This is a genomic window from Mucilaginibacter metallidurans (genome assembly GCF_003286435.2).
Taxonomy (GTDB): domain Bacteria; phylum Bacteroidota; class Bacteroidia; order Sphingobacteriales; family Sphingobacteriaceae; genus Mucilaginibacter; species Mucilaginibacter gossypii.
The window spans coordinates 1,655,914-1,681,803 of the sequence record NZ_CP043449.1 but is presented as its reverse complement, the minus strand read 5'-3'; the positions used below and the strand labels follow the sequence as shown (position 1 = coordinate 1,681,803).

Below are 25,890 nucleotides of genomic sequence, written 5' to 3'. Positions count from 1 at the left end.
TTTCGCTTTAAGCTTTCAGCTCCCTACTCTATAAAAAAGGTTTTCCCCTCAATTGCAAGTTCGGTTGAGGGGAAATTTATTTTAGCCTCATCCAATAACTCATTCAGGGTTTTATAACGGGCCGAAAAATGGCCTATTAGCAGTTTTTTGGCGTTGGTTTTCAGGGCTATCTCTCCGGCTTGTAACGCTGTGGTGTGATGGGTTATAACTGCCCGGTCGAGCATATCATTTAAAAAAGTAGCCTCGTGATAAAGCAACGTGGCGTTTGCGATTTGGCCGAAATAGTTTTCATTATACATCGTATCGGAGCAGTAAGCATAGGTTTTAGGCTCGGCCGAATCGATAGTTAGCTCCTCATTTTTGTAAACTTTACCTTTTTCATCAGTATAATCCCCCCCCTTTTTTAATACCGAATAATAGGCAACCGGGATATCGAGACTTTCTATTTTCTCCTTAACAAGTTTACGAAGTCTTTTCTTTTCCTTAAACAAAAAGCCGGTACAGGCAATGCGGTGATCAAGCGGTATAGTTTCAACAATAACGTCACTATTACTGATCACCACTTCACTTTGTTGGGCATTAGTAAATATATATTCAACAGGAAATTGCAGTTCGGTATCTGAATATCTTAATTGCAGATCAATTATCTCTTTCAACTGCACAGGGCATACCAGTTTAAGCGCCTTTTTACGACCGTTAAGGTGCATGGATGATAATAAACCAACTAAACCTAAATAATGGTCGCCGTGAAGATGACTTATAAAAATATGATCAATGCGACTGGCTTTGATATCAAAACGGAGCATTTGTTGCTGAGTGCCTTCGCCACAGTCTATTAAATACAGGCGCTCATTGATATTGAGCACCTGTGAAGTAGGATTTCTGTTAAAGATGGGGGTTGCGGAGCTGCTGCCAAGTATTGTTACCTCAAATTTCATAATAGGTAAACAATCAAATGGTTTATCTTGCTTCCTTTTTTAATTCCTTTTCAATCTCTTCCATAAAAATAAGATCGACACCCTCTTCGGCGGTTGGGACAATGGTTAATACATTATCCAATTGTGATATGGTTATTAAACGCGCAACTGCGTCATTTAAACCCGCCAAAATAAATGAACCCGTAGCATTTTTACACAAGCGGTGACCAACCAGCAAACTGCTTAAGCCCGATGAATCGGCATATTTCACCTGCGACAAGTCGAGAATGATGTTGCGCTGCCCCTCTGTATTGATCAAAATCAGTTCTGATTTTAACTGAGGCGTTACTATTGAATTTAATTTTGATTCATTAAGTTTCAATAATATATATTTCTCATGTTTATCTACAGTAAATTTCATTCTTATTAAATTTAATAAGCTAAGATAAATATTTTATGGATATTTTAAAATTACATAACGCTCAACGCGTTATTAATTGCTGTTTCAACGCGGGCTAATACATTCCCTTCGGCAGGCTTAACAAATGCCTCGCCGATAATCTTTTCGTAAAGCTCTATATAACGCTCAGATATCGAATTAACAATCTCTTCGGTCATAACCGGCACTACTTGCCCCTCTTTACCCTGGAAGCCATTTTCGATAAGCCATTTGCGCACAAACTCTTTAGAAAGCTGTTTCTGCGGCTGACCTTTTTGCTGACGTTCCTCGTACCCTTCTTTATAAAAATATCTTGAAGAATCAGGCGTGTGGATCTCGTCGATCAGGTAAATCTGTCCGTCAACCTTGCCAAATTCGTACTTAGTATCTACCAGTATTAAGCCTTGTTTGGCTGCTATTTCGGTACCACGTTTAAACAACGCCTGTGTGTAAGCCTCAAGCTTTACATAATCTTCTTCCGATACAATGCCTCTTGACAGGATCTCCTCGCGTGAAATATCTTCGTCATGCCCTACTGATGCTTTAGTGGTAGGCGTAATGATAGGTTGAGGCAGTATGTCATTCTCCTTTAAGCCTTTAGGCAAAGCCACTCCGCATACATGATGCCTGCCTGCAGCGTACTCGCGGGCAGCATGACCTGCCAGGTAACCGCGGATCACCATCTCTACTTTAAACGGCTCGCAAATACGACCAATGGTAACACTTGGGTCCGGAACAGAAATAACCCAGTTCGGAACAATATCGGTTGTAGCCTTTAAAAAACGGGCTGCTATCTGGTTAAGCACCTGTCCTTTAAACGGAATAGCTTCAGGTAATACAACATCAAAGGCCGAAATCCGGTCGGTAACAACCATGGCCAAGTATTTATTATCTATCGTATAAACATCGCGTACTTTCCCCTTGTAAAAAGCCGTTTGCCCCGGAAAGCTGAAATGTGTTTCTTTTATTGAGTTCATTGTTTTTAGTGATTAGAGATTGGAGGTTAGAGATTAGGATTGGCAAGTTTGCTTCCCTTTCAATAGCCTCAAATCACTTTATATTGAAGACTAAAGGTTGTTAGTTAGAAATGAGCTTTGGAACTAATCTCTAACCACCAACCTCTAATCAACTAATTACTGTATATCTCCGTAAGCTTCTAATATCTTACGTACTAATTTGTGCCTTACTACGTCTTCGCCGCTTAAGTATACTATCTCGATACCTTTGATATCGGTCAGGATCCTTAAAGCAGTGTGCAAGCCGGATTGTTGTTTTTTTGGCAAATCAATCTGTGTTACGTCGCCGGTTACAATAAATTTAGCTGATGGCCCCATACGGGTCAGGAACATTTTGAGCTGCATATCCGTAGCGTTCTGGGCTTCATCCAAAATAACAAAACAGTTATCAAGGGTACGGCCACGCATAAAGGCCAGCGGTGCAATCTCAATGGTACGGTTCTCCAGGTAAACCTTCAGTTTTTCGGCCGGGATCATATCATCAAGCGCATCATATAAAGGCCTCAGGTATGGGTCGATCTTTTCTTTAAGGTCGCCAGGTAAAAAACCAAGGTTCTCCCCTGCTTCAACCGCCGGGCGGGTTAGTATAATGCGTTTAATCTCTTTGTTTTTAAGTGCCCTTACGGCCAATGCCACCGCAGTATACGTTTTACCGGTACCCGCAGGCCCGATTGCAAAAAGGATATCGCTTTTGTTAATACTATCAACCATACGGCGCTGATTGGTAGTACGCGCCTTAACCATTACACCATTAGGTCCAAATACTATCACTTCGCCGCTTGCAAATTTATCGGCAGTAATAGGTTCGGATGTAGCGGCATTGTTAACCTTCGAACCAAGGATCCGCTCGAGATCAGTTATGTTGAGATTTTCAAATTTCTCAACATGATTTATCAGATGGGAAAATTTTTCCTGGAAAATATTCAGTTCGTTATCATCGCCCAAAACCTTCACTTCACTGCCGCGGGCAACTATTTTAAGCTTGGGGTATTGTTTCTTAATGATCTCAAAATGATCATTATTAGGCCCCCACAGTACTGCAGGGTTTACGTTTTCAATTGATAGCTTAAGTTCGTTCAATACTAATTTGATTTTTTAGTTACGGATTTTTATGAATTAAAAATTGAATATTTGTAGCTTCAAATGCTACTACAAGATTAGCAATAAATATTTATAAAATTAATGGCAATTATAACATTAACTACTGATTTAGGCGATAAAGATATTTACCAGGCTGCGTTAAAAGGCAGTATCTACAAATTGTTGCCTACAGTAAATATTGTTGATATTACCAACAGTGTTGCAGCCTTTAATGTACAGCAGGCCGCTTTTATACTTAAAAACAGTTTTCATTATTTTCCGGAAGATACCGTACACCTTATCGGTATTGATACCGTTTATAATGACCATACCAAATACCTCGCTGTCCGCTACAAAAAGCACTACTTTGTGGGGGCTGATAACGGTATTTTTTCGCTGATGTTTGACCAGGAACCTGAAGAAATAGTTGAGATCAACATTATGCAGGACCTTAAATTCCTTCACTTCCCCCTGGCCGATATCTTTGTTAAAACGGCCTGCCATTTAGCCAAAGGCGGCAAACTGGATGAAATAGGCCTGCCGGTGAGCGATATTGAAAACAAAATGAATTTGCAGCCTGTTATTGAAAAAAACATGATCAAAGGTGTTGTAATTTATATCGATTCATTTCAGAATGTGATAACCAATATAACCAAGGAGTTTTTTAACAGCGTGCAGCAAGGCAGGCGTTTTGTGCTCAATTTTAAGCGCAACGAAACCATAAACCATTTAAGCTGGCATTATAATGAAGTACCCGTTGGCGAAAAACTTTGTTTGTTTGGTATCAGCGACCATTTGGAAATTGCCATAAATAAAGGCAATGCAAGTGGCCTTCTGGGGCTGAACCTGAATGATAAGGTGATCATTGAATTTCAATAAGATATTTATATAAAATGAAAAAAACTGTACTGCTTTTTTTATTTTGCTTGATAACAACCGGTTGGGCATCGGCCCAAAGCTCTGTTAACTCCGATTCTGTAGCTTACCAGCTTCAGCGTAAAAAAATAAATAATATGCTGGCGGCCCGTAAACAAAAATTCGGGCAATATGACCAAAGCCTGGGCCATCATACCGGCATTTTCGGCTTTCAAACCAAAGGTGATGTCCGACGTTCGGCCGGCATCCTGATGGATATCGCCAAAACAGACGATGCAATTTTTAAAGAGCTCAAGATCCTGCTTGAATACCGTGATTTTCAGCAAAGACGGATCCAAAGTCACAGCAAGGAGGCAGAAACTACAGCTGCCGGTTATATACAGGTAATTAACAGGTTAAGGCAACAAAATGCGCATCTTAAACAACAGTTAAACAATTCCGAAGAGCACTTCAAAACCCGGCAAAACATATTTGTAGTAGTGATACTTTTCATGATTGCGTCAATTTTATTTCTGCTTGTTAAAAAGAACCGTGTTAAAGCGTAAATTCGCGGCTTATAACATTCAAACGCATACATGGCAAGAGGACGACTGAACAGTGGCAGCAAGGCCGAAGCAGAATTACCTAAAGCAAAGATAAACCGGAGCAGCCTGCGCAACGTAGCTAAACTGCTCACTTACTTAAAACCTTACCGGGTTAAATTCATAGCCGGATTAGTTTTCCTGTTTCTGTCAAGCCTGGTGGGCTTGGCATTCCCCGCCATTCTGGGTGCATTGATTGATGCAGCACAAGGCATTTATAAATACAAGTACCTGCCGCATGGCTTAAATGCCATTGCCATCATGGGTTTTATTATATTATTTGCACAGGCTTTTGTGTCGTTTTTCAGGGTGGTTTGGTTTGTGCAGGTGGCCGAAAAATCGTTAGCCGATATCAGGCGTGATACCTATTTTAAGCTTATTACCCTGCCCATGAACTTTTTTGCCAACCGTAGGGTTGGTGAATTGAACAGCCGTATTTCTGCCGATCTTTCCCAAATCCAGGATACGTTGACCACCACTTTTGCCGAAATGATCCGCCAGTTGGTGATCATGATAGGCAGCACTACCTTATTGGCCATCGTGTCTATCAAACTTACACTTGCGCTATTAGCTATATTGCCATTCCTGGTTGCATTCGCTGTATTCTTTGGGCGATTTATCCGTAAGCTATCACGTGAGGCGCAGGACAAATTAGCCGAATCAAACACCATAGTTGAGGAAACACTGCAAGGCATTGCCAACGTAAAGGCTTTTGTTAACGAAGCTTACGAGGCTAATCGTTACGATAAAATTCTGCGCAAGGTGGTTAACATAGCTGTTAGGGGTGCGAAATTCAGGGGTACCTTTGCCTCGTTCATTGTATTTTGTTTATTCGGCACCTTTGTGGGCGTTATCTGGTATGGCTCGGTACTGGTAGCCAATCATGAGATCTATGTTGGCGACCTTACCACTTTTATCATGTACTCGATATTTGTAGGTGCCGCTATGGGCAGTTTCCCTGATCTATACGCTAATCTGCAAAAGGCAGTAGGTGCAAGTGAGCGTGTATTGGAGATCCTTGCCGAGCAAGGCGAAGAAATTTCCATAGTCGAAAGCGACAATAATATCAAACAACCTATTAAGGGTGATCTTGCTTTTGATAATGTATTGTTCGCATATCCCTCTCGCCCTGAAATCACCGTATTAAAAGGTATTTCATTTAATGCCGATGCCGGACAACGCGTTGCTATTGTTGGACCAAGCGGTTCTGGTAAATCTACTATGGCTTCGCTGATATTGCAGTTTTATCATCCGCAAAGCGGCAGCATTTTATTCGATGGCAAACCAGCCCATAACTATTCTCTTACCGATATCCGTAACCAGGTGGCAATTGTTCCGCAGGATGTATTGTTGTTTGGGGGCACCATTATGGAAAACATTGCCTATGGTCGTTTAAATGCCTCAAAAGAAGATATCATCCAGGCTGCCAAACGCGCTAACGCCCATCAATTTATATCTTCCTTCCCAGAAGGCTATGAAACCGTTGTGGGTGAGCGCGGTGTTAAACTTTCAGGCGGGCAAAGGCAACGGATTGCCATTGCCAGGGCATTGCTAAAAAACCCTTCGATATTGATACTTGACGAAGCTACATCATCATTAGACTCTGAGTCGGAACGCCTCGTACAGGAGGCGCTTGAGGAATTAATGAAAGATCGTACGTCGATCATCATAGCTCATCGTCTGTCAACTATTCGCGAAGCAGATAAGATCATTGTACTTGAAAAAGGCCATATAGTAGAAAGCGGCAGCCACGTCGAACTCATTGGCAATGAACAAGGTCTTTATAAATACTTAAGCCAGCTTCAGTTTGAAAGCAACCAGGCTTAGTAACACTCCTTAAAACTTATTGGTTTATAACTAAACTTATAAAGCATTAATACGTTTACACTCGCAGTAAAGCGGGTGTAAACCGTTATATTCACAAACTGAAGATTACTTACAACGTAATATAATTATCGATACCCGCTTTAGCACAGGTATCACTTATAAAAATGAAACTAACTATACACGGGGCGGCCCGGCAGGTAACCGGGAGCATGCATTTGCTCGAGGTTGGACAATATAAAATTTTAGTGGATTGCGGACTTGATTATGAAAAGGACCGCAGTATCATATCTAACGAAAACTTTCCTTTTCGGCCCGAAGACATTGACGTGGTAGTACTTACCCACGCTCATATCGACCATTCGGGCAACCTGCCTACCCTGATCCGCTTAGGTTTTGAGGGGCAGATCTTATGCACCCCTCCCACGGCAGACCTGACTGAATTATTGCTGCTCGATTCTGTAAATATCTTCATGCGCAAAGCGGCAAGCAAGGGCGGTCACCATAAACGTGGCAGAGGCAAATTTAACACCCACGCACAGCCCCTATATATGCAAAAGCATGTTATGGACACAGTAGAGCGCTTCGTTACCATAGGATTCAACAAACCATTTAGAATCACCGGCGACATCGAGCTAACTTTCGTACCTGTTGGTCACCTGTTAGGTGCGGCCGCAGCGGTATTTAAAGTAAATGATAAAGGCGAAGAAAAATCAATAGCCTTTACCGGCGATATCGGCAGAAAAAACTACCCGGTATTAAATGACCCGAAGCCCCTCCCTCCTGTTGATTTCCTGGTTTCGGAAGCAACCTATGGTGGCCGCTACCACAGTAAAGACAAAACGGTTGAACAAACCCTGATAGAAGTTATTGAAAAGGCTTGTATTAAAGAGCAGGGCCGCTTAATTATCCCTGCGTTCAGCATTGGTCGTACACAATCCTTGGTTTATACGTTGAACAAGATCTTCAGCACTGGCTTATTGCCACCTGTCAAGGTTTTTGTTGATAGCCCGATGGCCACACAGGCTACTGAAGTATTCAGGAAATACCATAACCACGTTAACCAGGAAGCACAGGAGTTTTACCAAAAACGCGGCGACGAATTTGAGTTTGATAACCTCACCTATGTAGAAACCCTGAAGGATAGCCGGCAGATCTCCAATTATTGGGAGCCGTGCATTATCATATCATCTGCAGGGATGCTTGAAGGCGGCCGCATCCAGGATCATCTTTTTTATAACATTCAAAATTACTACGCCACGATTCTTTTCATAGGTTACTGTGCCAAAGGCACATTAGGCCATCGTTTATTACGTGGTGATTCCATCGTCCACATCAAAGACCGTGAACTGGCCGTTTATGCCACCATCAAACAAACCGACGTACTAAGCGCTCACGGCGACCATGACGACCTGATGAATACCGTAAAAGCCATTGATAAAGCAAAGCTCAAACACATATTCCTGGTGCATGGCGAAGGTGAAAGTATGCAGCTATTGGCCAATGACCTTGAAAAAGAAGGCTACGGAGTTACTTTGCCGGAGAAAGGTGTTAGTTATATAATTTAAATACATCATATTCGATGTCATTGCGGGGAACGAAGCATTCGCACGGAAGCATAGCGGCCCTGTAAAGCATGCGATTGCCGCGCTACGCTCCCAATAACATAAGATATAAAACAACAAACGGCACGAATTTCATCAATTCGTGCCGTTTGTTTTATAGTTTGTATTCGTGTAATTCGCTCTAATTAGAGCAAATTAGTGTTATGCTTTTTTGAAATGCTCGATGATCAAGCTTGCAAGCTCAACACCAATTCTTTCCTGGGCCTCGTTGGTAGCGGCGCCAATATGCGGGGTCAGGGAAATTTTTGGATGGGTCAAGATCTCGGCACGTGGGGTTGGTTCATTGTCAAAAACGTCAAGTGCTGCAAATGAAACCTGGCCGCTGTTTAAAGCGTCAACCAAAGCAAGTTCATCAATTAAACCACCGCGTGAGATGTTTACCAGGCCAACACCTTTTTTAGTTTTAGCCAATTCCTCAGCACCAAAAAGGGCTTTGTCGATAAATGGAGTATGTAGGGTAATGAAATCTGCAGTAGTGATGATTTCATCAAGAGTAGATTTTTTAACAGATGCTTTAACAGTGATACCGCCGCCTAAAACAAGATCCAGCTCGGGGTTGAAATCAAAAAGGTCATAGGCTAAAACATCCATACCAACACCGATAGCTATTTTAGCTACTTCCCTGCCGATACGACCAAAACCTACTATACCTAAAGTTTTACCGCGAAGCTCAACGCCTTTAGCATAAGCTTTTTTCAGGTCGTTAAATTTGGTACCGCCATCAACAGGCATTTTACGGTTGCTATCAGGCAAAAAGCGTACAGCGCCAAATAAGCTGGCGAATACCAATTCAGCAACTGATAATGAAGAAGATGCTGGCGTGTTGTAAACACCAATGCCTTTTTCTTTGGCATAATCAACATCAATATTATCGACACCTACGCCACCGCGACCAATCAGTTTAAGATTAGGGGTAGCGTCGATTAATGCTTTACGTACTTTAGTTGCGCTACGTACGGTAATAGCATCATAGTTTTTCAATTTTTCAGGAAGCTCGTCCTGTGGGATATTGTTGGTATCAACAAAAAAGCCGGCATCTTCCAGCATTTTTTTACCTATCGGGTCGATACCGTCATTAGCTAATATTTTGATCATGTCTAAAGTTTTGCCCCCCGGCCCCCTAAAGGGGGAGTGATTATTCCACATCTTTAAGGGCCGGGGTAATTATTTAAAATTGTTGTTCCCCCTTTAGGGGGTTAGGGGCTACTTATTTTTTTCAGCAAATTCCTGCATTACATCAATCAGCACATAGATGCTGCTTATTGGCAATGCGTTGTAAATTGAAGCGCGGAAACCGCCTACGCTCCTGTGGCCTTTGATACCTACTATACCGCGTTCTTCGGCAAGTTTCAGGAATGGTTTTTCCAACTCAGGGTTTTCCATTACGAAGCAAACGTTCATTTTTGAGCGGTCTTCAACTGCTGCCACGGCTTTGAACAATGGGTTGCGGTCAATTTCTTCGTAAAGTACACGTGCTTTGGTAATATTTTCCTGCTCAATTGCCGGCACACCGCCTTTTGCTTTTAACCATTTAAGGGTGAGCATTGATACGTATATTGCAAACACCGGCGGGGTATTGTACATTGAACCACCTTCAATTTGAGTTTGGTAGTTGAACATTGCAGGGATCTTACGGCCGGTTTTACCCAGCAGGTCATCCTTAACAATAACCAAAGTAACACCTGCAGGACCCATGTTTTTCTGAGCACCGGCGTAAATCAAACCAAAATCGGCAACGTTAACCACGCGACTGAAAATATCTGACGACATATCGCAAACCACCGGAATTGGCGATTTAAAGAACTCCTGTAACTGCGTACCGTAAATAGTATTGTTAGAAGTAATGTGGATATAAGAAGCATCAGCCGGAATTTCAAAATCCTTAGGGATGTAAGTAAAGTTGGCCTCTTTTGATGAAGCTACAACCTGTACTTCGCCAAAATATTTAGCTTCTTTTAAAGCTTTGTTAGCCCAAACACCGGTTTCCACATAAGCAGCTTTGCCGCCTTCGGGTAACAGGTTGTAAGGAGCTAAAGCAAATTGGGTGCTGGCACCGCCTTGCAGAAACAATACCGAATAACCTTCAGGAACGTTGAACAATTCTTTTACCAGGCTAACAGCTTCGTCTAAAACGGCCTCAAACTCTTTTGATCGGTGCGAAATTTCAAGCAAAGAGAGTCCAGTACCATTAAAATCAATAACTGCTTCTGAAGCTTGCTTTAAAACTTCGTGTGGTAGAATGCCAGGTCCGGCACCAAAATTATGTTTCATAATATTAACGAATTGTAGGTTCTAAATACACTATTAGGAAGTTTGTATTTTGCTGGGCCGAAGTTAATTAATTTGACAAAATATATAGACATTATTTACATTTTTTGAAAAAATATACAATTAATCAACAAACGGGCCTTTGATTGCAAATAATTAAACTAACCCTACAGGGCTTGTTTAATTATTATCATTATAATAACTTTTAGGGATGTTTGAGTTTTGAAATTGCGGCCACCTGGTTGGCCGACGAGAACACTGAAGTGCCCGCAACAAACACATTTGCTCCTACTTCTATCAGTTTGGTGATATTGTTGGCATCCACCCCACCGTCAATCTCAATTAACAGCCCGGGATTTTTTTCTGCACTTAGTGTCCTGAGTTCTTTAATTTTTTTGTAGGTATTTTCAATAAAATGCTGTCCGCCAAAGCCAGGATTAACGGACATGATCAAAACCATGTCCAAATCCGCAAGGATATCGTCCAAAGTAGATACAGGTGTGGCCGGATTGATGGCAACCGCTGCCTTGCAACCTAATTGCTTAATAGCCTGAATGGTGCGGTGCAAATGAGGACATGTTTCCTGGTGAACAGTAATACTATCGGCACCGGCATCCTTAAATGCCTTAAGGTAACGATCGGGGTCAACTATCATCAGGTGAACATCGAGTGGTTTAGTAGCGTGTTTTTTTACCGCGCTAACAACCGGGAAGCCAAAAGAGATATTTGGAACAAACATGCCATCCATAATATCAACGTGGATCCAGTCGGCTTCGCTGTTATTGATCATTTCAATATCGCGTTGCAGGTTGGCAAAATCGGCCGCTAAGATAGATGGTGCTATGAGGTGATTCATATGCAAATATATAAAAGCAGGTAATCTATGGGACTGATAGTGTAATTATTTTTATGATATAATTGTAAAAAAGTGCCTGTCCCAAAATCGCCGTTCTCCATAAAAAAATGAAATCATGCAGACTCCTTTTTTTTAACTGTTCCATTTTTTGAGTGTAAAAACATGAAACACCTTAAAAATAAAACGCACTGATAATCAATAATTTAATATTTCACCTAAAACACCATTAATAGCTCATAATCAACTAACAAAACTTTTGAGAATAAAAAATATGCGTTTCAAAAAGCACTTTATCCCGCTGTTTTCTGGTGATTTTTGGGTTGTTTTTCTGATCTTTTTGCTCAAACTTAAAATTAACCGAAAGGTGCTGACAGAACTCTGCCACCAAAAAAGCGGTTAATTTAGTTATAGCTGAAAGCTTTAACCATGCTACCACGGTTATGCTGCGCTAAACCCGCGGCTGTTATACAGTTGATATTTTAAAATCTAAACCCGATAGATATATAAGGCAACGAGCCTTCTTTTGAAAAGCCCATTACGGCTTCAATCAGCACCAATTGCGCCGGAATAATATACAAACCACCGCCATATCCATCGTGCCACCTGTCTGACGATTCGCCAGGAACCCATACCCTGCCCACGTCATTAAAACCAATTAAACCCAATGAGCCTGGCAACAGGTACGATGTAAAATCAAGCACTTTTAAACGCAGCTCCAGGTTGTTATAGGCTATGGTACTACCGGTAAACCTGTTGGTATGAAAGCCGCGGAAGTTTTGCGCCCCGCCAAGTTTCATCTGCTGAAAATATGCGGCATTTCCTACGGTTGTACCTAAGCCAGTACGATTGGCTATAACCAGCACTGAATCCTTGCCGGGATTTAAATAAAAACTAAACTCAGATAATACCTGTCCGTACGTATTGTGGCTGCCCGAACCACCGCCGCTAAAGCCGCTTACAGTGGTTGTCCACAAAATACCTTGTGTTGGGATGATCAGTCTATTCCGCGTATCAACCGTTGCGTTGGCTGTTAAGCCGCCGTAGACCTTAGTGCCAAATACTTTCTCATCCGGGAACATCGCATTGTATCCATTCAAGAACCTTTCGGTATTGTTTGATGTCTTGCTGTTGTAAAACTGCCCTGCAACGCCGGCGCTTACGTGCAGGTTTCCAAAACTGCGGTGCAGGGAAACATCGCCGGTAATATAATCGTAACGGTTACGATAGTAGGAGATCTTCCTGTCGTCCTTATTTTCAAAAACGGTATTATTCCCTATGCCGAAAAAATTGCTGAGGTTGCTTGGCCCGCGCGAAAGCAGGTTGATCTTCAGGTCGTTTTCACCGATGGCTTTTTTCCAGTCGGCGGTATAGGTAAACAAAAATGATTTACGCCCCAGTGAATAATTGGTCAAAAATTCTTCGCGGAAGGCATACGGTTCCTTACGAAACCCGTGCCGCTCGTATGAGAAACCTCCAATCAACAAAATGCCAATATCATTACTGTAATTAGCCAGGATAATAGGCTCAAACCTGTCGAACTTAAAGGCAGTTTTATCATAACTATTTACAGTGGTATCTGTCGAGGTCCGGTTTTTAGCAAGGGATGACGAAGGAAGTACATTTTTCTGGTCCGAACGGTCATAAATATAGGTTTTGCCTTTATTATTTAAACTGCTGTCAACCGCAAAAGTGTCCACCCCTCCCCACCTATCATCCGCACAGTTATGGGTGATGGTGTTGAGCCCGTCACCGTAAAAAAATCATCACCATCAAAACCATACATCCTGATCTCTTTGGTAACATCGGGTTTAAAAGTACGCTGATACGTAACCTTATCAATGCTGCCGTCTTTTTTTATCTTATTTATGGTAAGGGTAATGTCACCATTGCTTTCGTGAGCGATGGTAAACTTGTCCGTTTTGTCACTTGCAGGTACATCTACATATATGGAGATGAATTTATAATATTCGAGTGCCTGTTTTTGCAGGATGTTACGCCTCGCTATCATTTTGCTGATGATCTCAGGCCCCGAAAGTTTGTAGATGGTATCGGGCATTAAATGCACCGCTTTTTTGATCAGGTCATCGGTCAGTTTGCTTTGCACATAGGCTATCTGTTCTTTCCAGTCGTCTTCGCTCAACTGGTTCAGGAAATAGCGGTCAAAATAGCGGGCATTGAAATTCCATCCATTGATATCCCTGATCTCGTCACTATAACCCTGAAATTTTGATTTAAGCCATTGATGTGCTACTATCCAGGGCAACACACCTGATGTTTTATAGTACACCTGATCGCGGTCGCGCGGCACGGGTTCATATACGGTTTCATGTTTTCCATCTATTTTTTCCCAGCGCCATTGGTCTTCGTGCCTGTCCCAATCGCCCAAAAGCATATCTAACAGGCGGGCGCGTAGCACAATCTTCTGGTCAACCCGGTTATCATTGTCATCCTGTAGCTTGCGTTGTACCTTTTCGGTATTATCCGTTTTTTCGGCATCGAGCGGCTCACGCTCTTCAAATAAAAACACCTGATTTGCAAAATCCTTTTGATACTCACCAAAAGCAGGATCATCAGGAATATAAACAATTTTAGGATTAGAATGCGGAACCCCAAGCGCTTCGGCCAGCGGCGGTACTGTGAGTGCCGAGAATGGATGTGCGGCCGATACCTGATCTTGCAGGATATCTTTGGCTACCGTTGGCCGCAGATCAACAGGCAGGCCTTTTTCAGGATACTTTTGAATGGTGCGCAGTACCCATTGCTGGCCCGTAGGATCCTGAAGGCGTAATGATTTTGTTTGCTTCCCCCCGCCTCTTTGCAGTATTTTAAGTCCACCCTTTTCGGCGGTAAGGTGAAATACCGGCAAGGTGACGGGTGCCGCCCAAAGCTTGCGGTAATTATCGCCTAAAAAAAATTGGTGAGTACCGCTTACATTATTATAAGATGGCTCAATGGCCAGTTTAATACTATCGGCAGGGGTTTGTGCATATGAAATATTGCCGGCTAAGCACAAGCCTGCCGTTAAAAAAAAGGATAAAGCGTTGAACAGTTTTTTGCCGCCCATGAGGTTTTGTAAGTAATGCGTCAGTAGAATAATGCATATTACAAAATAGTTTTAATTATACACAGGGAAATTACTTTAAAAATGCATGATGAGCAGCTGTTAAAAAAAACAGAATATTCATTGCCGTTGGTTTTAGCCAACGGAATAAAAAGCTAAAAAGTCTTGGCTTTAGCCTAATTATGCAAGCGAATTTGGGCTGAAGCCATCATGTTGCTACTCATTATTCCGTTGGTTAAAACCAACGGCAATGAAGTTTTATCTACCCGTAAACGATATTCTTCAAGCTTTGACAGTTTCTAAGAAGAATCGAACAAATAAAAACTCCCGCACTATTTTTCCGAATTAACCTAATTACACCAATTTCAAATTTACGCTATTGAAAAGTTCGTGTAATTCGATTAATTGGGACAGGTATGAAAAGCAATTCGCATAGAAATTTCTGATCCTATTGTTAAAACTTGATTACTATCTGCCCTGATTAATCAACGCATGCATCACCTGCTCTTTAAGCTGCCTGCTGATTGGCACCTCAAATGTGCCTATATGCAGTATATTTCCTTCTATCGATGTAATTTTATTATTGGCTACAATGTATGACTTATGGGTTTGCATGAATTTACGTGGAGGCAGTTTTTCGGCAAAGGCCCGCAGGGTACTGTGGGTTATAATCTTACGCGCCGGGGTATAAACCTCAACATAGTTTTCCATGCCTTTAATGAACAACACTTCGTCAAAAATTATCTTCTCGAGCTTACCATTGCTTTTAACAAACAGATAATCTACACTATCTGTATTGTTCCTTAAATCAAAGTAATCCTTAGCTTTAAAGGCTGCCTTCATAAAACGCTCAAAAGGTATAGGCTTAAGGAGATAGTCGAGCACATCCAGGTCAAAACCATCAGTAGCATATTCTTTAAAAGCAGTAGTGAAAATCACTTTTGGCGGATTGGGCAGCGAACGAATAAATTCAACGCCGGTTAAATGCGGCATCTGGATATCCAGGAACAGCAGGTCTACAGGTTGCTGCGCTAACAACGCTCCTAATTCCATAGCGTCTTCACATTGCGCTTTCAGGTCGAAAAAGCCAGCTTTTTTAACATAGCCTTCCAGGCCCTTACGGGCAAAGGGTTCATCGTCGGTAATAATGCAGCTAATTAATGCCATTTTTTAAATATTCAATGCAAGTATTGCTGTATAATGATTTTCTTCACGACCCGCAGTTAATTTGTGTTTATCCGGATAAAGCAATTGCAGCCTCCGGCTTAAGTTTTCCAAACCAATGCCGCTGTAATTATCGGGAGCCTTCATATTGGCAGGCACATCGTTATAAACTTTAAAAACAAATCTATTTTCAATAATGCACCCTTCAATGGCTATTTTATATTCACCGCCTATATACTTAAAAGCGTTTTCAACCAGGGGCAGCAAAAGCAGCGGATAGATGAGCTGATCTGTTAAACATCCTTCAAAATTAACACTGAGCTGCATTTTGCTGCTTGCCCTGATCTGCTGCAGGCGGATATAATTTTCAAGATACTCCAGCTCCTGCTTAACGGGCACTTGCTGGTGTTGGTCATAAAGCTGATAACGCAAAAGGCTCGATAATAACTCGGTACTCTTTTTGGCACCGGGCACATCTTCATCCATCTGGAAATAAATAGTATTCAGGGCATTAAATAAAAAATGCGGATGGTATTGGGCTTTCAGAAACTTCAATTCGGTTTCCAGCTGATCGTTGGTGAGCTTTTCCAGTTGCATCTTATTATTTACATAAGCCTTTAGCCAGGTACTGCTACGTGCAATCCCATAATAAACAATAGCGTACAAAGTGGGGATCATATTAATATCGGCCACATCTGCCCAGGGCATCAGCTCATCTATGCCCTGGCTTACGTGCAGAGCCATGACCATCGGAACAAATACGACGTTCACTAATATCAAATTTGCTCCCACCAATATGGCCAACTCCCTCACTACAGCCCCGTAGGATAGCTGTACCGTCCGGTGCCTGTCATAGTACTTAAAAAGCCGTTCAAAAATATAGATTGCCAAATAGCCAACCAATATTGAACAGGCCATTTCAATGCCATTAACATAAAAATCTCTTTCCCAAAAATGCTGACCAATGTCAGTATCATGCAATAGCCTGATGGTAAAATAAACCAGTAGGCCATACAGTGCCGGAAAAATGTACTTCCTGAAAAATTTCATATCAGCAAATTACAAATTTAAGGCAGAAAGAATAGGTTCGGGTTTTGTCTCTACTATCTCCGGGATCGGCACAGTTTTGAGTTTTTCCTTTGGTTTCATACCGAATAAAAACCGGGTTAAAGCGTAAGGGCGTACTAACAAATGATAGGTAAGCACCGTTACAAAAAAGGTAATACCCACCGTATAAATATATTTTGATAGGATGCTTTCATTTTGCGTTTGTACAATATAATAGGCAATTAATACAATAACGGTTTGGTGCAATATGTAAAACGGATATACAGCCTGGTTTAAATAATTGAGCGCGTTATGAGGCTTATTTAAATAATGTTTGCCATAGCCAACCAGCGCCAACACCCATCCCCAGGCAATGATTGGGCGCAATGCGGTAAAAGCATAGGAGAATGCGATATTTTGAAAAGGCCAGTGGGGATGCAAGGGTTCGATACCGTTCCAGCGCATTACTTCCCATGTCATCAGGCTTAAAAAACCGATGGTTAAGGCAAAACGACGGTTGCGCTCAAGACTGTCCATTAGTTTAGATTGAAAGATACAGATAAAACCTGCCAGGAGGAACAATAACCAGTAAACAAAGTAACTGCCATCATGGATCAGGTCGTTGGTTTCGGGGAGGTCCCAACTGGTGAAGGTAAACCACAGGATTCCAGGCAGCATTAACAGGTAAACCCATTTCCCCCGGGCCAAAATGGCAAGCTTTTGTTTAAAACCATTGCTTTTGGGCGAGATCATCCAGGCAAATAAAGGCGCGAAAATGAGGTCATAAAGAAACAGATAGGCAATAAACCAAAGATGGTGCCAGCTGAAATTGCCTTTGGGATATGGCTGAAAGTTAAATGTACTGGGATAAAAATCCAGGAATGTGCCTTTGTAGCCATTGGCCAATCGTTCCATGTAAATTTGCGGTGGCACAATGATGAACATACCCACCAACAGCGGAATAAAAAGACGGCGGAAACGCAAACCGATGAAACTGAGTGTAGAACGCCGCTGCATCATGTAGTAACTCACGGTACCTGAAATAAAAAAGAGCAGCGGCATGCGAAAAAGGTGCAAAAAATGGTTTGATTCCATCATCAGGTTGCTGGTTTCGTGGTTTTTGATGTGCCAGCCATCCTCGGCAACAAAGGGCATTGCCGAATGAAAAAATAACACCCCCAATATAGATAAGATCCTCAGCCAATCGAGGTAAGTTTGACGTTGTGTGGTTTCCATGATTTCTTTTTTTATCAAAAGAAGTCACAACCCATCGCCCCATAAAATTACTTTGACCAATGGTAAAAAACCTTTGACCATTGGTTGAAAGCAAGAACATTTCCCATGGCGGCCAGAGGCCGGTTGATAGTTGCCACCCGGCTGGAGCGAGCGGCGTTCGGAAGATTTTTAATTCCCTCCCTTGGGAGGGGTGTGGCTGGAATGTGTAGTGGCAGGGAGGGGTTTATCCGCCATTTCAAAGGAATAGGCAAAACGATGAAACCCTCCCTACACCCTCCAGGGGAGGGAATCGCACAATCCTGCGCCTTTTTTAAACAATTAACTCGTCACAAAACAATCAACGGTCAGCCGCGCATAAACGGATTAAAATTCCTTGTACCAATTTCCATTCCGGCAGCCCGGCAGATGGTTTTATCGCCGAACTTGAAATTGATCTGATCCATGGCCTGGTAAAGTTTGATGCGTTCCTCATTATCCTCAAACAGGTTGATCTGGTAACTCCCTGTACAAAGATCGCTCAGCCGTACGCCTATCAGCCTGATAGGCCGGTGCTGGTCCCAAGCCATTTTAAGCAGGTTTTTTACACCGGGAATCAGGATATGTTCTGCCGCCGTAAGTGCTATCTTTTGCTGTTGGGTATGGGTTTCAAAATTACCGTACCGCAACTTAATAGCCAGGCATGATGAAAGCTTGTTTTCCCGTCGTAATTTGGACGATAGTTCTTCCGTCATGGATACTAAAGTAGTTTCAAGTGTGCGGTGATCCGACACATTAGTATGGAAAGTATGCTCGGTGCTGATGGATTTCCTGTCGGAATGCGGAACGATTTCGCTATGATCGATACCATTGGCTTTTTCCCAAAGCGAATGCCCGTATTTACCAAAAACAGTTTCCAGGAAACGGATATTGGTACGTTGCAGATCACCTATTTTTTCGATGCCGTATTGATATAACTTATTGCGGGTACTTTCGCCCAGGCCGGGTATCTTACCAATGTTAAGCGGCGCCAGGAACTTCAGCTCATCGCCATGCTTTACAAACATTTGTCCGTTGGGCTTGGCCTGGTTGGTAGCCATTTTTGCTATCGTTTTACCCGATGCCATACCGAAGGATATAGGCAGGCCCGTTTCTTTAATCACCTTCTGCCTAAGTTTGGTGGCCTCATGGTAGCAATCAAAAAAGCGGTCCATCCCGGTATAATCTATATAAAACTCATCAACCGATGTTTTTTGATACAGGGGTACCGTATCGTGAATGATCTGCGTAACCTCGCGTGAGGCTTCGCCATAGCGCCCGTGCGAACCGCGAATAAGAATGGCATGCGGACAAAGCTTTAAAGCTTGCCGGGTAGGCATAGCCGAATGCACACCAAAAGCCCTCGCCTCATAACTGCAGGAAGCCACAACTCCCCTTTCGGCCGAGCCCCCTATGATCACAGGCTTACCGATCAGTTCAGGATGAAACTTCCGCTCTACCGAAACGAAGAACGAATCAAGATCAATGTGTACAATATGACGTTTAACTTCCACATACCAAAAATGCTAACATTTTTTGTATTTTGCTAATTTTATTAGCATATTTGACATATAGAAATTGTGAAGCAAATGAGTATATATGAAGACTACCTGCTGTTATTATCGCCTCCCGACACGGTGAAGCATGAGATTGCGCGTTACAAAAAGGCATCGGCGAGGCTTATTGGCAGTTACAAAAGCATGGATTCGCCTGCTCATATCTCTATACAACACCTGGAGAGGCAAAAGCCCTTTATGGCCGATAAAAACCTGGAATTGATGGAACAGGCCCTGAATACCATGCCACCGGTATTGCTGCATATGGATGGTTTTTATCATTTTACCCACTTGCACAGCCGCATGACCATTTATGCCAACATCCGCGCAACACCCGCTACCGACGAATGGTTTAACACCTTAAAAAAGAAGCTGCGCATTAAAAAAAACCTTATCCCACATGTAACGGTTGTGCGTGATATTGCCGAAAAAGATTTCGACACACTTTGGCCGCATTTTAAGCATAAAAAATTGGTGGAGCCTTTTTGGATTAAAGAACTTACCATATTGAAACGCGATACACTTGACGCCTTTGCCAAATGGGATAAGTTTAAAACTTTTGAATTTAAAAACATGACCGGCCCCGGTTATACCCGCGATGAACTGGAACTGCTTAAAGCCGGCGACCCTGATCAGATCAATTTATTCATTTAAAATTTAACAATCATGGACTACGCATTTTATCATTTTATCCTCCCGATACCTGATCATGTAGATGTTATGATCCGGAAATTAAAAAGCGAAGCAAAACGTGTTATCGGTAATTATCCCAGCATGCATGCCCGGTCGCATATCACCATAAACAATTATCCGCGCAAACCGCTTGATGTAGACGTTCAGGGCTTCTCGTTTTTGAGCCGGAAACTTAGTTTGCTGCCTCCCGTTGTTTTTGAAACAGATGGATTTGATTGCTTTAATGAGAGTAATGACTATAACAAAACCATTTTTGCCAGGCTTAAGCTCACCGAACAAAATAAATATTGGATTAAACTATTGAAGGGTATTGTTGGCGATAGCAGTACCATACCTCATATTACCATAGCAAGGGCCATAACGCCCGAACAATTTAACCTGCTTTGGCCCTATTTTCAAAAAAGGGAAATGAAGGTAAAATTTGTTGTGAACCGGCTTACTATTTTAAAAAATTTGTTGCTTGATCTCGACCAACATGCCAAAACTTATCGGGAATTTGAATTTCGGGGAGATGAAAACGTGTTAACGAAGTATGATAATCTGGCTATAGCAAGGCAAATTAAAAATTATCCATCTATAAATCAACAGATAAGCCTTTTTTAACATTTTCTTAACCATAAACGCTACCTTTTTCTATATTTGCGCCGGGGTAAGTCTTTTACGGCCAGCTCCTCTTGAACTCCCCCAGGGTGGGAACGCAGCAAGGGTAGAGAGTTGAGCGGCGCGATAAAAGTAGCTTACCCTTTTTTATTTTCTTATTTTTGCCGCACCGGCAAACATGCCCGAACCTGTACAGGTTCATGATTTCTTAAATTTCATAAAGTACATAAAATGCTTGATATATTTATTATTGGCGGTGGCCCGATAGGTTTAGCTTGCGGACTTGCTGCTCAAAAAGCCGGTTTAAGTTTCGTAATTGTCGAAAAAGGCACGCTTGTGAATTCATTGTACAACTATCCCGCTACCATGACGTTTTTTTCCACATCTGAAAAATTGGAGATCGGCGGCGTTCCCTTTGTTACTGTACATAACAAGCCTACCCGCAATGATGCTTTGGAATATTATCGCCGCGTAGCACTCTCAAATAACCTGCCCATTCACCTTTTTGAAGAAGTTACTGAAGTAAAGCCGGAAAATGGCTTTTACAGCATAACCACAAAAAAAGCAACCTACCAGGCTAAAAAAGTGATCCTTTCAACCGGCTTTTATGATATTGCGGTAAACCTCAATATCCCCGGCGAAAACCTCCCCAAAGTAAAACACTACTACCAGGACCCTCATTATTATACCCTGCAAAAAGTGGTGGTGGTTGGCTCAAGCAATTCGGCTATTGATGTGGCCCTTGAAACCTACCGTAAAGGAGCCGAGGTAACACTGGTGATCCGCGGCAGCGAAGTGAGCAACCGGGTTAAATACTGGGTGCGGCCCGACATTATTAACCGAATTAAAGAAGGTAGCATTAAAGCTTACTTTAATTCTAATCTCGAGGCCATTCGTGAAAACGAAGTGGATATTCAAACGCCCGATGGATTGATCACTATCCCTAATGATTTTGTAATGGCGATGACAGGCTATAAACCGAATTTTGAGTTCCTGAAAAAGCTTGGTATTATACTTTCTGAAGATAAATTCATCCCCCAATACAACCCCGAAACCATGGAAACAAACATGCCTGGTTTATACCTTGCAGGCGTGGTTTGCGGCGGCCTTGATACCCATCTTTGGTTCATCGAAAACTCCCGCGTTCATGCTGATATGATCATCAATGATATTGTGGTAGGGAGGTGAACGGTTGATTGGGTTGATTAGGTGAATAGTTATTGCTGTAAATCTGTGAGTTACAACAACAAACCAACCACTCATTCAATAAACTTAATCAACCATTCACCAACCAACAAATAATCACATTTTTTTCTTGTATAAATAAAATTTTATAGCCTAATTTGCAGCAAATTAAAAACACAGTAATTCAAAAAAAAATGAATACACCAAGCTTAAATAAGCCCGCTACAAGAGCAAATTTTGCTCCGGTTGCTGCTGCCTTGGGTTCAACTGTTTTTTTAAACTGCCCTCTCCGACGAAGGACCTACATGCCACGGGTTTGAATTAATTTTTCTCCTGTCCACACAAAAAGAGTTTTTTAAACGTCTTTTTAAAAAAACCATCTAATTATTTAAGGCTTATAAAGCCAATTAATTTCACGGTAATTATCTATTTAAATGACAATACAAGATTTTGATATTCAGGTTGCTACTGCACAGCATGTAGATTATGCCACTATGATTTGCGATGAGATGGCCGAATCGGCCAAGGCGCGCGGAACTGGTATAGCTACACGCTCGCCCGAATACGTTGCTAATAAAATGCTGGAAGGCAAGGCTGTTATAGCCCTGCATAAAGACGGTACCTGGGCCGGTTTCTGCTATATTGAAACCTGGAGCCATGGCGACTTTGTTGCTAACTCGGGACTTATTGTTAATCCGCAGTTCCGTAAGGCGGGATTGGCAAAAGCCATCAAACACCGAATTTTCCAGTTATCGCGTACCAAATACCCTAATGCCAAAATATTTGGGTTAACAACCGGTTTGGCGGTAATGAAGATCAACTCGGAGCTTGGTTACGAGCCGGTTACCTATTCAGAACTAACCCAGGACGAAAACTTTTGGGCCGGCTGCAAAAGCTGCGTAAACTTTGACATTTTAACCAGCAAAAACCGCAAAAACTGCATGTGCACCGCCATGCTTTTTGATCCTGCCGAAAAACAAAAGGAATACGAGGAGAAAATGCAGCGCATTACGCACAAAGCGACTTTGCTTGAGCGTATTGAGAACGCCATCAAAAAGCGCATAAAACACGATGCTTAGGATTTAGGTAAAAGGTTAACACCTGTAAATTAATAAAACAGATCACCATAATTGATAAGTAAAGCTTTAAGCCTTGTGCCTTTAGCTTTAAGCTCACCAAAAACATGAAGAAAAAAGTAGTATTAGCTTATAGCGGAGGTTTAGATACCTCTTTTTGCTGTATTTATTTAACACAGGACCTTGGTTATGAGGTTCACTCGGTTATTGTAAATACCGGCGGTTTTAGCGAGGAAGAGTTAAAAGGCGTCGAGGAACGCGCTTATAAAATGGGCGTTACATCACACCATGTGGTTGATGAAACCGAAAACTTTTACAACACCTGCGTACGCTTTTTAATTTATGGTAACGTATTAAAAAACAACACCTACCCGCTATCTGTAAGCGCCGAGCGCGTAAGCCAGGCTACTGCTATTGCTAACTACGCTAAAGAAATTGGTGCCGAGTTTGTTGCCCACGGCAGCACCGGCGCCGGTAACGACCAGGTGCGTTTTGATATGATCTTCAACATCCTTGTACCTGAAGTAAAGATCATCACCCCTATCCGCGACCTGAAACTAAGCCGCGAAGAAGAGATCGAATACCTGAAAAAACATGGTGTTGATATGAACTTCGAGAAAGCCAAATACTCTATCAACAAAGGGATCTGGGGTACATCAGTAGGTGGTAAAGAAACTTTGACTTCAAACCTTGGCCTGCCAGAAGAAGCATGGCCTACACAGGTAACTGCATCTGAAGTAAAAGACCTTGTACTTACTTTTGAAAAAGGTGAATTGGTAGCTATAGGTGATGAAAAATATGATCACCCAACCAAGGCTATCCAGGCATTACAGGCTATTGCTCAGCCTTATGGCATTGGCAGGGATATTCACGTTGGTGATACCATTATCGGTATTAAAGGCCGTGTAGGTTTTGAGGCTGCCGCTCCTATGGTGATTATCAAAGCTCACCATACTTTAGAGAAACATGTGCTAACCAAATGGCAGCTTTCATGGAAAGATCAGTTATCATCTTTCTATGGCAACTGGCTGCATGAAGGTCAGTTTCATGACCCTATCATGCGCAATATCGAGGCTTTTTTAACCGATACTCAGAAAAACGTTACAGGTAAAGTATTTGTTCAGTTACACCCATATCGCTTCCAGGTAGTAGGCATTGAATCACCATACGATCTGATGTCGAACAAGTTTGGCAGCTACGGCGAAATGAACAACGCCTGGAGCGGCGAAGACGTTAAAGGGTTCTCCAAAATATTTGGTAACCAGGTAATGATCTATCATAAAGTAAACAGCCAAAATGATTAATACGGCGTTTTCAAAAGGTGACTGCTTAAAGCACTATAACTGGGGCGATGATTGCCATGGATGGACCTTTATTGATACAGAAGCGTTATCTGTTAAACAGGAGTTAATGCCACCGGACACTGCCGAACAATTGCATTACCACGAGAAAGCCACGCAGGTATTTTTTATTTTAAAGGGACGTGCTACATTTTCGATAGACGGCGAGGTTACGGTATTGAAGCCCGAACAGGGTATCGAGATCCATCCGGGTCAAAAGCATTTCATCAGCAATAACGACCGGAGCGACCTGGAGTTTATTTTATATTCATATCCATCTACAAATAATGATCGGGTAAATTTAGCCCCCTAATCCCCTAAAGGGGGAGTAATTGTTAAAATTATGACTGAATTTAAAGATAATAATGACGCTACTCTTGCTCCCCCTTCAGGGGGCCGGGGGGCAATACGTACAGGCATAATTGGCGGAGCAGGGTACACCGGCGGCGAAATGCTCCGGATCCTGATCAACCATCCTAACGTGGAGATAGCTTTTGTTCATAGCAACAGCAACGCGGGTAACTATGTTTACCAGGTACATACCGACCTGTTTGGTGATACCGATCTGAAATTTGCGGCCGAATTATCTACAGATATTGATGTGTTATTCCTTTGCGTTGGCCACGGTGATGCCAAAAAGTTCCTGGAAGCAAACGTTATCCCCGATTCGGTTAAGATCATTGACCTTAGCCAGGATTTCAGGCTGAACCAAAACTCAACTTTAAACGGTAAAAGCTTTATTTACGGCTTGCCGGAGTTAAACCGTGAGGCTATTAAAACAGCCTCTAATATTGCTAACCCCGGTTGCTTTGCTACCTGTTTGCAATTGGGTTTACTTCCACTAGCTTCAAAAGGTTTGCTAAACAACGAAGTGCACGTTACTGCTACAACAGGTTCAACCGGTGCAGGACAAAGTTTATCGCCGACCTCACACTTTACCTGGCGTAATGATAACCTTTCTGTTTACAAAGCATTCAGTCACCAGCATTTAAATGAGATCGGTCAGTCGTTAAGGCAGTTGCAAGCCGGTTTTGATAAGGCTATCAATTTTATTCCTTACCGTGGCGACTTTACCCGTGGCATCATCGCTTCAATTTATACCGAAAGCGATTTGAGCGAGGAAGAAGCATTAGCACTTTACCAAAGCTATTACGATGGGCATCCGTTTACGCATGTAACCAATCGTAATATCGATTTAAAGCAAATTGTAAACACCAATAAATGCTTTATCCAGATAAAAAAACACGACAACAAAATATTCATCATCAGCATAATGGACAACTTACTTAAGGGCGCTTCCGGCCAGGCAGTACAGAACATGAACTTATTGTTCGGGCTGGACGAACGCGCAGGCTTACGACTTAAGGCGATCGGCTTTTAGAAGAGCTGAAAGCCGATGGCTGAAAGTTCTGTTATTAATTAAGTACTAAATTTT

At 42.2% G+C, this 25,890-nt stretch carries 24 protein-coding genes and 1 other RNA gene; 12 read left to right on the top strand and 13 right to left on the bottom strand.

What is annotated here, in order from left to right; translation table 11 throughout:
• Nucleotides 1-23: 23 nt before the first annotated feature.
• The 4 genes from DIU38_RS07465 to DIU38_RS07450 all read right to left on the bottom strand — a co-directional run bounded on the left by DIU38_RS07465 (nt 24) and on the right by DIU38_RS07450 (nt 3,452).
• Nucleotides 24-938 carry a ribonuclease Z gene (locus DIU38_RS07465; RefSeq protein ID WP_112654265.1) on the bottom strand — a complete coding sequence of 305 codons (915 nt, stop codon included), beginning with the start codon at nt 936-938 and terminating at the stop codon, nt 24-26.
• Nucleotides 939-960: 22 nt separating this feature from the next.
• Nucleotides 961-1,338: an STAS domain-containing protein gene (locus DIU38_RS07460; RefSeq protein ID WP_090527130.1), complete on the bottom strand. Its 378-nt coding sequence runs from the start codon at nt 1,336-1,338 to the stop codon at nt 961-963.
• A gap of 50 nt (nt 1,339-1,388) precedes the next feature.
• Entirely contained in the window at nt 1,389-2,333 is a 945-nt protein-coding gene (locus DIU38_RS07455) for a phosphoribosylaminoimidazolesuccinocarboxamide synthase (protein WP_112654266.1), read from the bottom strand.
• 156 nt (nt 2,334-2,489) lie between these two features.
• Entirely contained in the window at nt 2,490-3,452 is a 963-nt protein-coding gene (locus DIU38_RS07450; RefSeq protein ID WP_112654267.1) for a PhoH family protein, read from the bottom strand.
• 102 nt (nt 3,453-3,554) lie between these two features.
• On the opposite strand from DIU38_RS07450, the gene DIU38_RS07445 reads away from it, so the two are divergent.
• The 4 genes from DIU38_RS07445 to DIU38_RS07430 all read left to right on the top strand — a co-directional run bounded on the left by DIU38_RS07445 (nt 3,555) and on the right by DIU38_RS07430 (nt 8,301).
• Nucleotides 3,555-4,331 (top strand): SAM hydrolase/SAM-dependent halogenase family protein, encoded by a 777-nt coding sequence (locus DIU38_RS07445; RefSeq protein ID WP_090527124.1) that lies wholly within the window; start codon nt 3,555-3,557, stop codon nt 4,329-4,331.
• Nucleotides 4,332-4,345: 14 nt separating this feature from the next.
• Entirely contained in the window at nt 4,346-4,873 is a 528-nt protein-coding gene (locus DIU38_RS07440; RefSeq protein ID WP_112654268.1) for a hypothetical protein, read from the top strand.
• A gap of 30 nt (nt 4,874-4,903) precedes the next feature.
• A complete protein-coding gene (locus tag DIU38_RS07435) occupies nt 4,904-6,736 on the top strand; it encodes an ABC transporter ATP-binding protein (protein WP_112654269.1) in 1,833 nt (610 codons plus the stop codon).
• 164 nt (nt 6,737-6,900) lie between these two features.
• Complete coding sequence (locus DIU38_RS07430) at nt 6,901-8,301, top strand: MBL fold metallo-hydrolase (RefSeq protein ID WP_112654270.1); 1,401 nt, start codon at nt 6,901-6,903, stop codon at nt 8,299-8,301.
• Nucleotides 8,302-8,499: 198 nt separating this feature from the next.
• On the opposite strand, the gene DIU38_RS07425 is transcribed toward DIU38_RS07430, so the two are convergent.
• The 9 genes from DIU38_RS07425 to dinB all read right to left on the bottom strand — a co-directional run bounded on the left by DIU38_RS07425 (nt 8,500) and on the right by dinB (nt 19,519).
• Nucleotides 8,500-9,453, bottom strand: a complete 954-nt coding sequence (locus DIU38_RS07425) for a D-2-hydroxyacid dehydrogenase (RefSeq protein ID WP_188832562.1) — start codon at nt 9,451-9,453, stop codon at nt 8,500-8,502.
• A gap of 108 nt (nt 9,454-9,561) precedes the next feature.
• Nucleotides 9,562-10,629, bottom strand: a complete 1,068-nt coding sequence (gene serC, locus DIU38_RS07420) for a 3-phosphoserine/phosphohydroxythreonine transaminase (protein ID WP_112654271.1) — start codon at nt 10,627-10,629, stop codon at nt 9,562-9,564.
• A 202-nt stretch (nt 10,630-10,831) separates the two neighbouring features.
• Nucleotides 10,832-11,482 carry a ribulose-phosphate 3-epimerase gene (gene rpe / locus DIU38_RS07415; RefSeq protein WP_112654272.1) on the bottom strand — a complete coding sequence of 217 codons (651 nt, stop codon included), beginning with the start codon at nt 11,480-11,482 and terminating at the stop codon, nt 10,832-10,834.
• A 479-nt stretch (nt 11,483-11,961) separates the two neighbouring features.
• Complete coding sequence (locus DIU38_RS33850) at nt 11,962-13,179, bottom strand: BamA/TamA family outer membrane protein (protein ID WP_244311268.1); 1,218 nt, start codon at nt 13,177-13,179, stop codon at nt 11,962-11,964.
• A complete protein-coding gene (locus tag DIU38_RS33845) occupies nt 13,149-14,546 on the bottom strand; it encodes a hypothetical protein (protein ID WP_244311267.1) in 1,398 nt (465 codons plus the stop codon). Before DIU38_RS33845 ends, DIU38_RS33850 begins: the two co-directional genes overlap by 31 nt.
• 465 nt (nt 14,547-15,011) lie before the next feature.
• A complete protein-coding gene (locus DIU38_RS07405; RefSeq protein WP_112654274.1) occupies nt 15,012-15,710 on the bottom strand; it encodes a LytR/AlgR family response regulator transcription factor in 699 nt (232 codons plus the stop codon).
• A gap of 3 nt (nt 15,711-15,713) precedes the next feature.
• Complete coding sequence (locus DIU38_RS07400) at nt 15,714-16,757, bottom strand: sensor histidine kinase (RefSeq protein WP_112654275.1); 1,044 nt, start codon at nt 16,755-16,757, stop codon at nt 15,714-15,716.
• A 9-nt stretch (nt 16,758-16,766) separates the two neighbouring features.
• Nucleotides 16,767-17,990: an acyltransferase family protein gene (locus DIU38_RS07395; protein WP_112654276.1), complete on the bottom strand. Its 1,224-nt coding sequence runs from the start codon at nt 17,988-17,990 to the stop codon at nt 16,767-16,769.
• Between the two features lie 344 nt (nt 17,991-18,334).
• Entirely contained in the window at nt 18,335-19,519 is a 1,185-nt protein-coding gene (gene dinB, locus DIU38_RS07390) for a DNA polymerase IV (protein WP_112654277.1), read from the bottom strand.
• 75 nt (nt 19,520-19,594) lie between these two features.
• Between dinB and DIU38_RS07385 the strand changes: the two genes are divergently transcribed.
• The 8 genes from DIU38_RS07385 to argC all read left to right on the top strand — a co-directional run bounded on the left by DIU38_RS07385 (nt 19,595) and on the right by argC (nt 25,836).
• Nucleotides 19,595-20,215: a 2'-5' RNA ligase family protein gene (locus DIU38_RS07385; RefSeq protein ID WP_112654278.1), complete on the top strand. Its 621-nt coding sequence runs from the start codon at nt 19,595-19,597 to the stop codon at nt 20,213-20,215.
• Between the two features lie 12 nt (nt 20,216-20,227).
• Nucleotides 20,228-20,857, top strand: coding sequence for a 2'-5' RNA ligase family protein (locus DIU38_RS07380; protein ID WP_091162683.1), 630 nt, complete (start codon nt 20,228-20,230; stop codon nt 20,855-20,857).
• A 44-nt stretch (nt 20,858-20,901) separates the two neighbouring features.
• Nucleotides 20,902-21,000, top strand: an RNA gene (ffs, locus tag DIU38_RS07375) — signal recognition particle sRNA small type.
• A gap of 85 nt (nt 21,001-21,085) precedes the next feature.
• On the top strand, nt 21,086-22,042 hold the full coding sequence (locus tag DIU38_RS07370) for a YpdA family putative bacillithiol disulfide reductase (RefSeq protein ID WP_112654279.1): 957 nt from the start codon (nt 21,086-21,088) through the stop codon (nt 22,040-22,042).
• A 431-nt stretch (nt 22,043-22,473) separates the two neighbouring features.
• The gene (locus DIU38_RS07365) at nt 22,474-23,118 is read left to right on the top strand and encodes a GNAT family N-acetyltransferase (protein ID WP_112654280.1); all 645 of its coding nucleotides are present in this window, start codon (nt 22,474-22,476) and stop codon (nt 23,116-23,118) included.
• A gap of 104 nt (nt 23,119-23,222) precedes the next feature.
• Nucleotides 23,223-24,419: an argininosuccinate synthase gene (argG, locus tag DIU38_RS07360; RefSeq protein WP_091162681.1), complete on the top strand. Its 1,197-nt coding sequence runs from the start codon at nt 23,223-23,225 to the stop codon at nt 24,417-24,419.
• Nucleotides 24,412-24,768, top strand: coding sequence for a cupin domain-containing protein (locus tag DIU38_RS07355; protein ID WP_112654281.1), 357 nt, complete (start codon nt 24,412-24,414; stop codon nt 24,766-24,768). The genes argG and DIU38_RS07355 overlap by 8 nt, the downstream gene beginning before the upstream one ends.
• A gap of 138 nt (nt 24,769-24,906) precedes the next feature.
• A complete protein-coding gene (gene argC / locus DIU38_RS07350; protein ID WP_243770840.1) occupies nt 24,907-25,836 on the top strand; it encodes an N-acetyl-gamma-glutamyl-phosphate reductase in 930 nt (309 codons plus the stop codon).
• Nucleotides 25,837-25,890 lie beyond the last annotated feature (54 nt).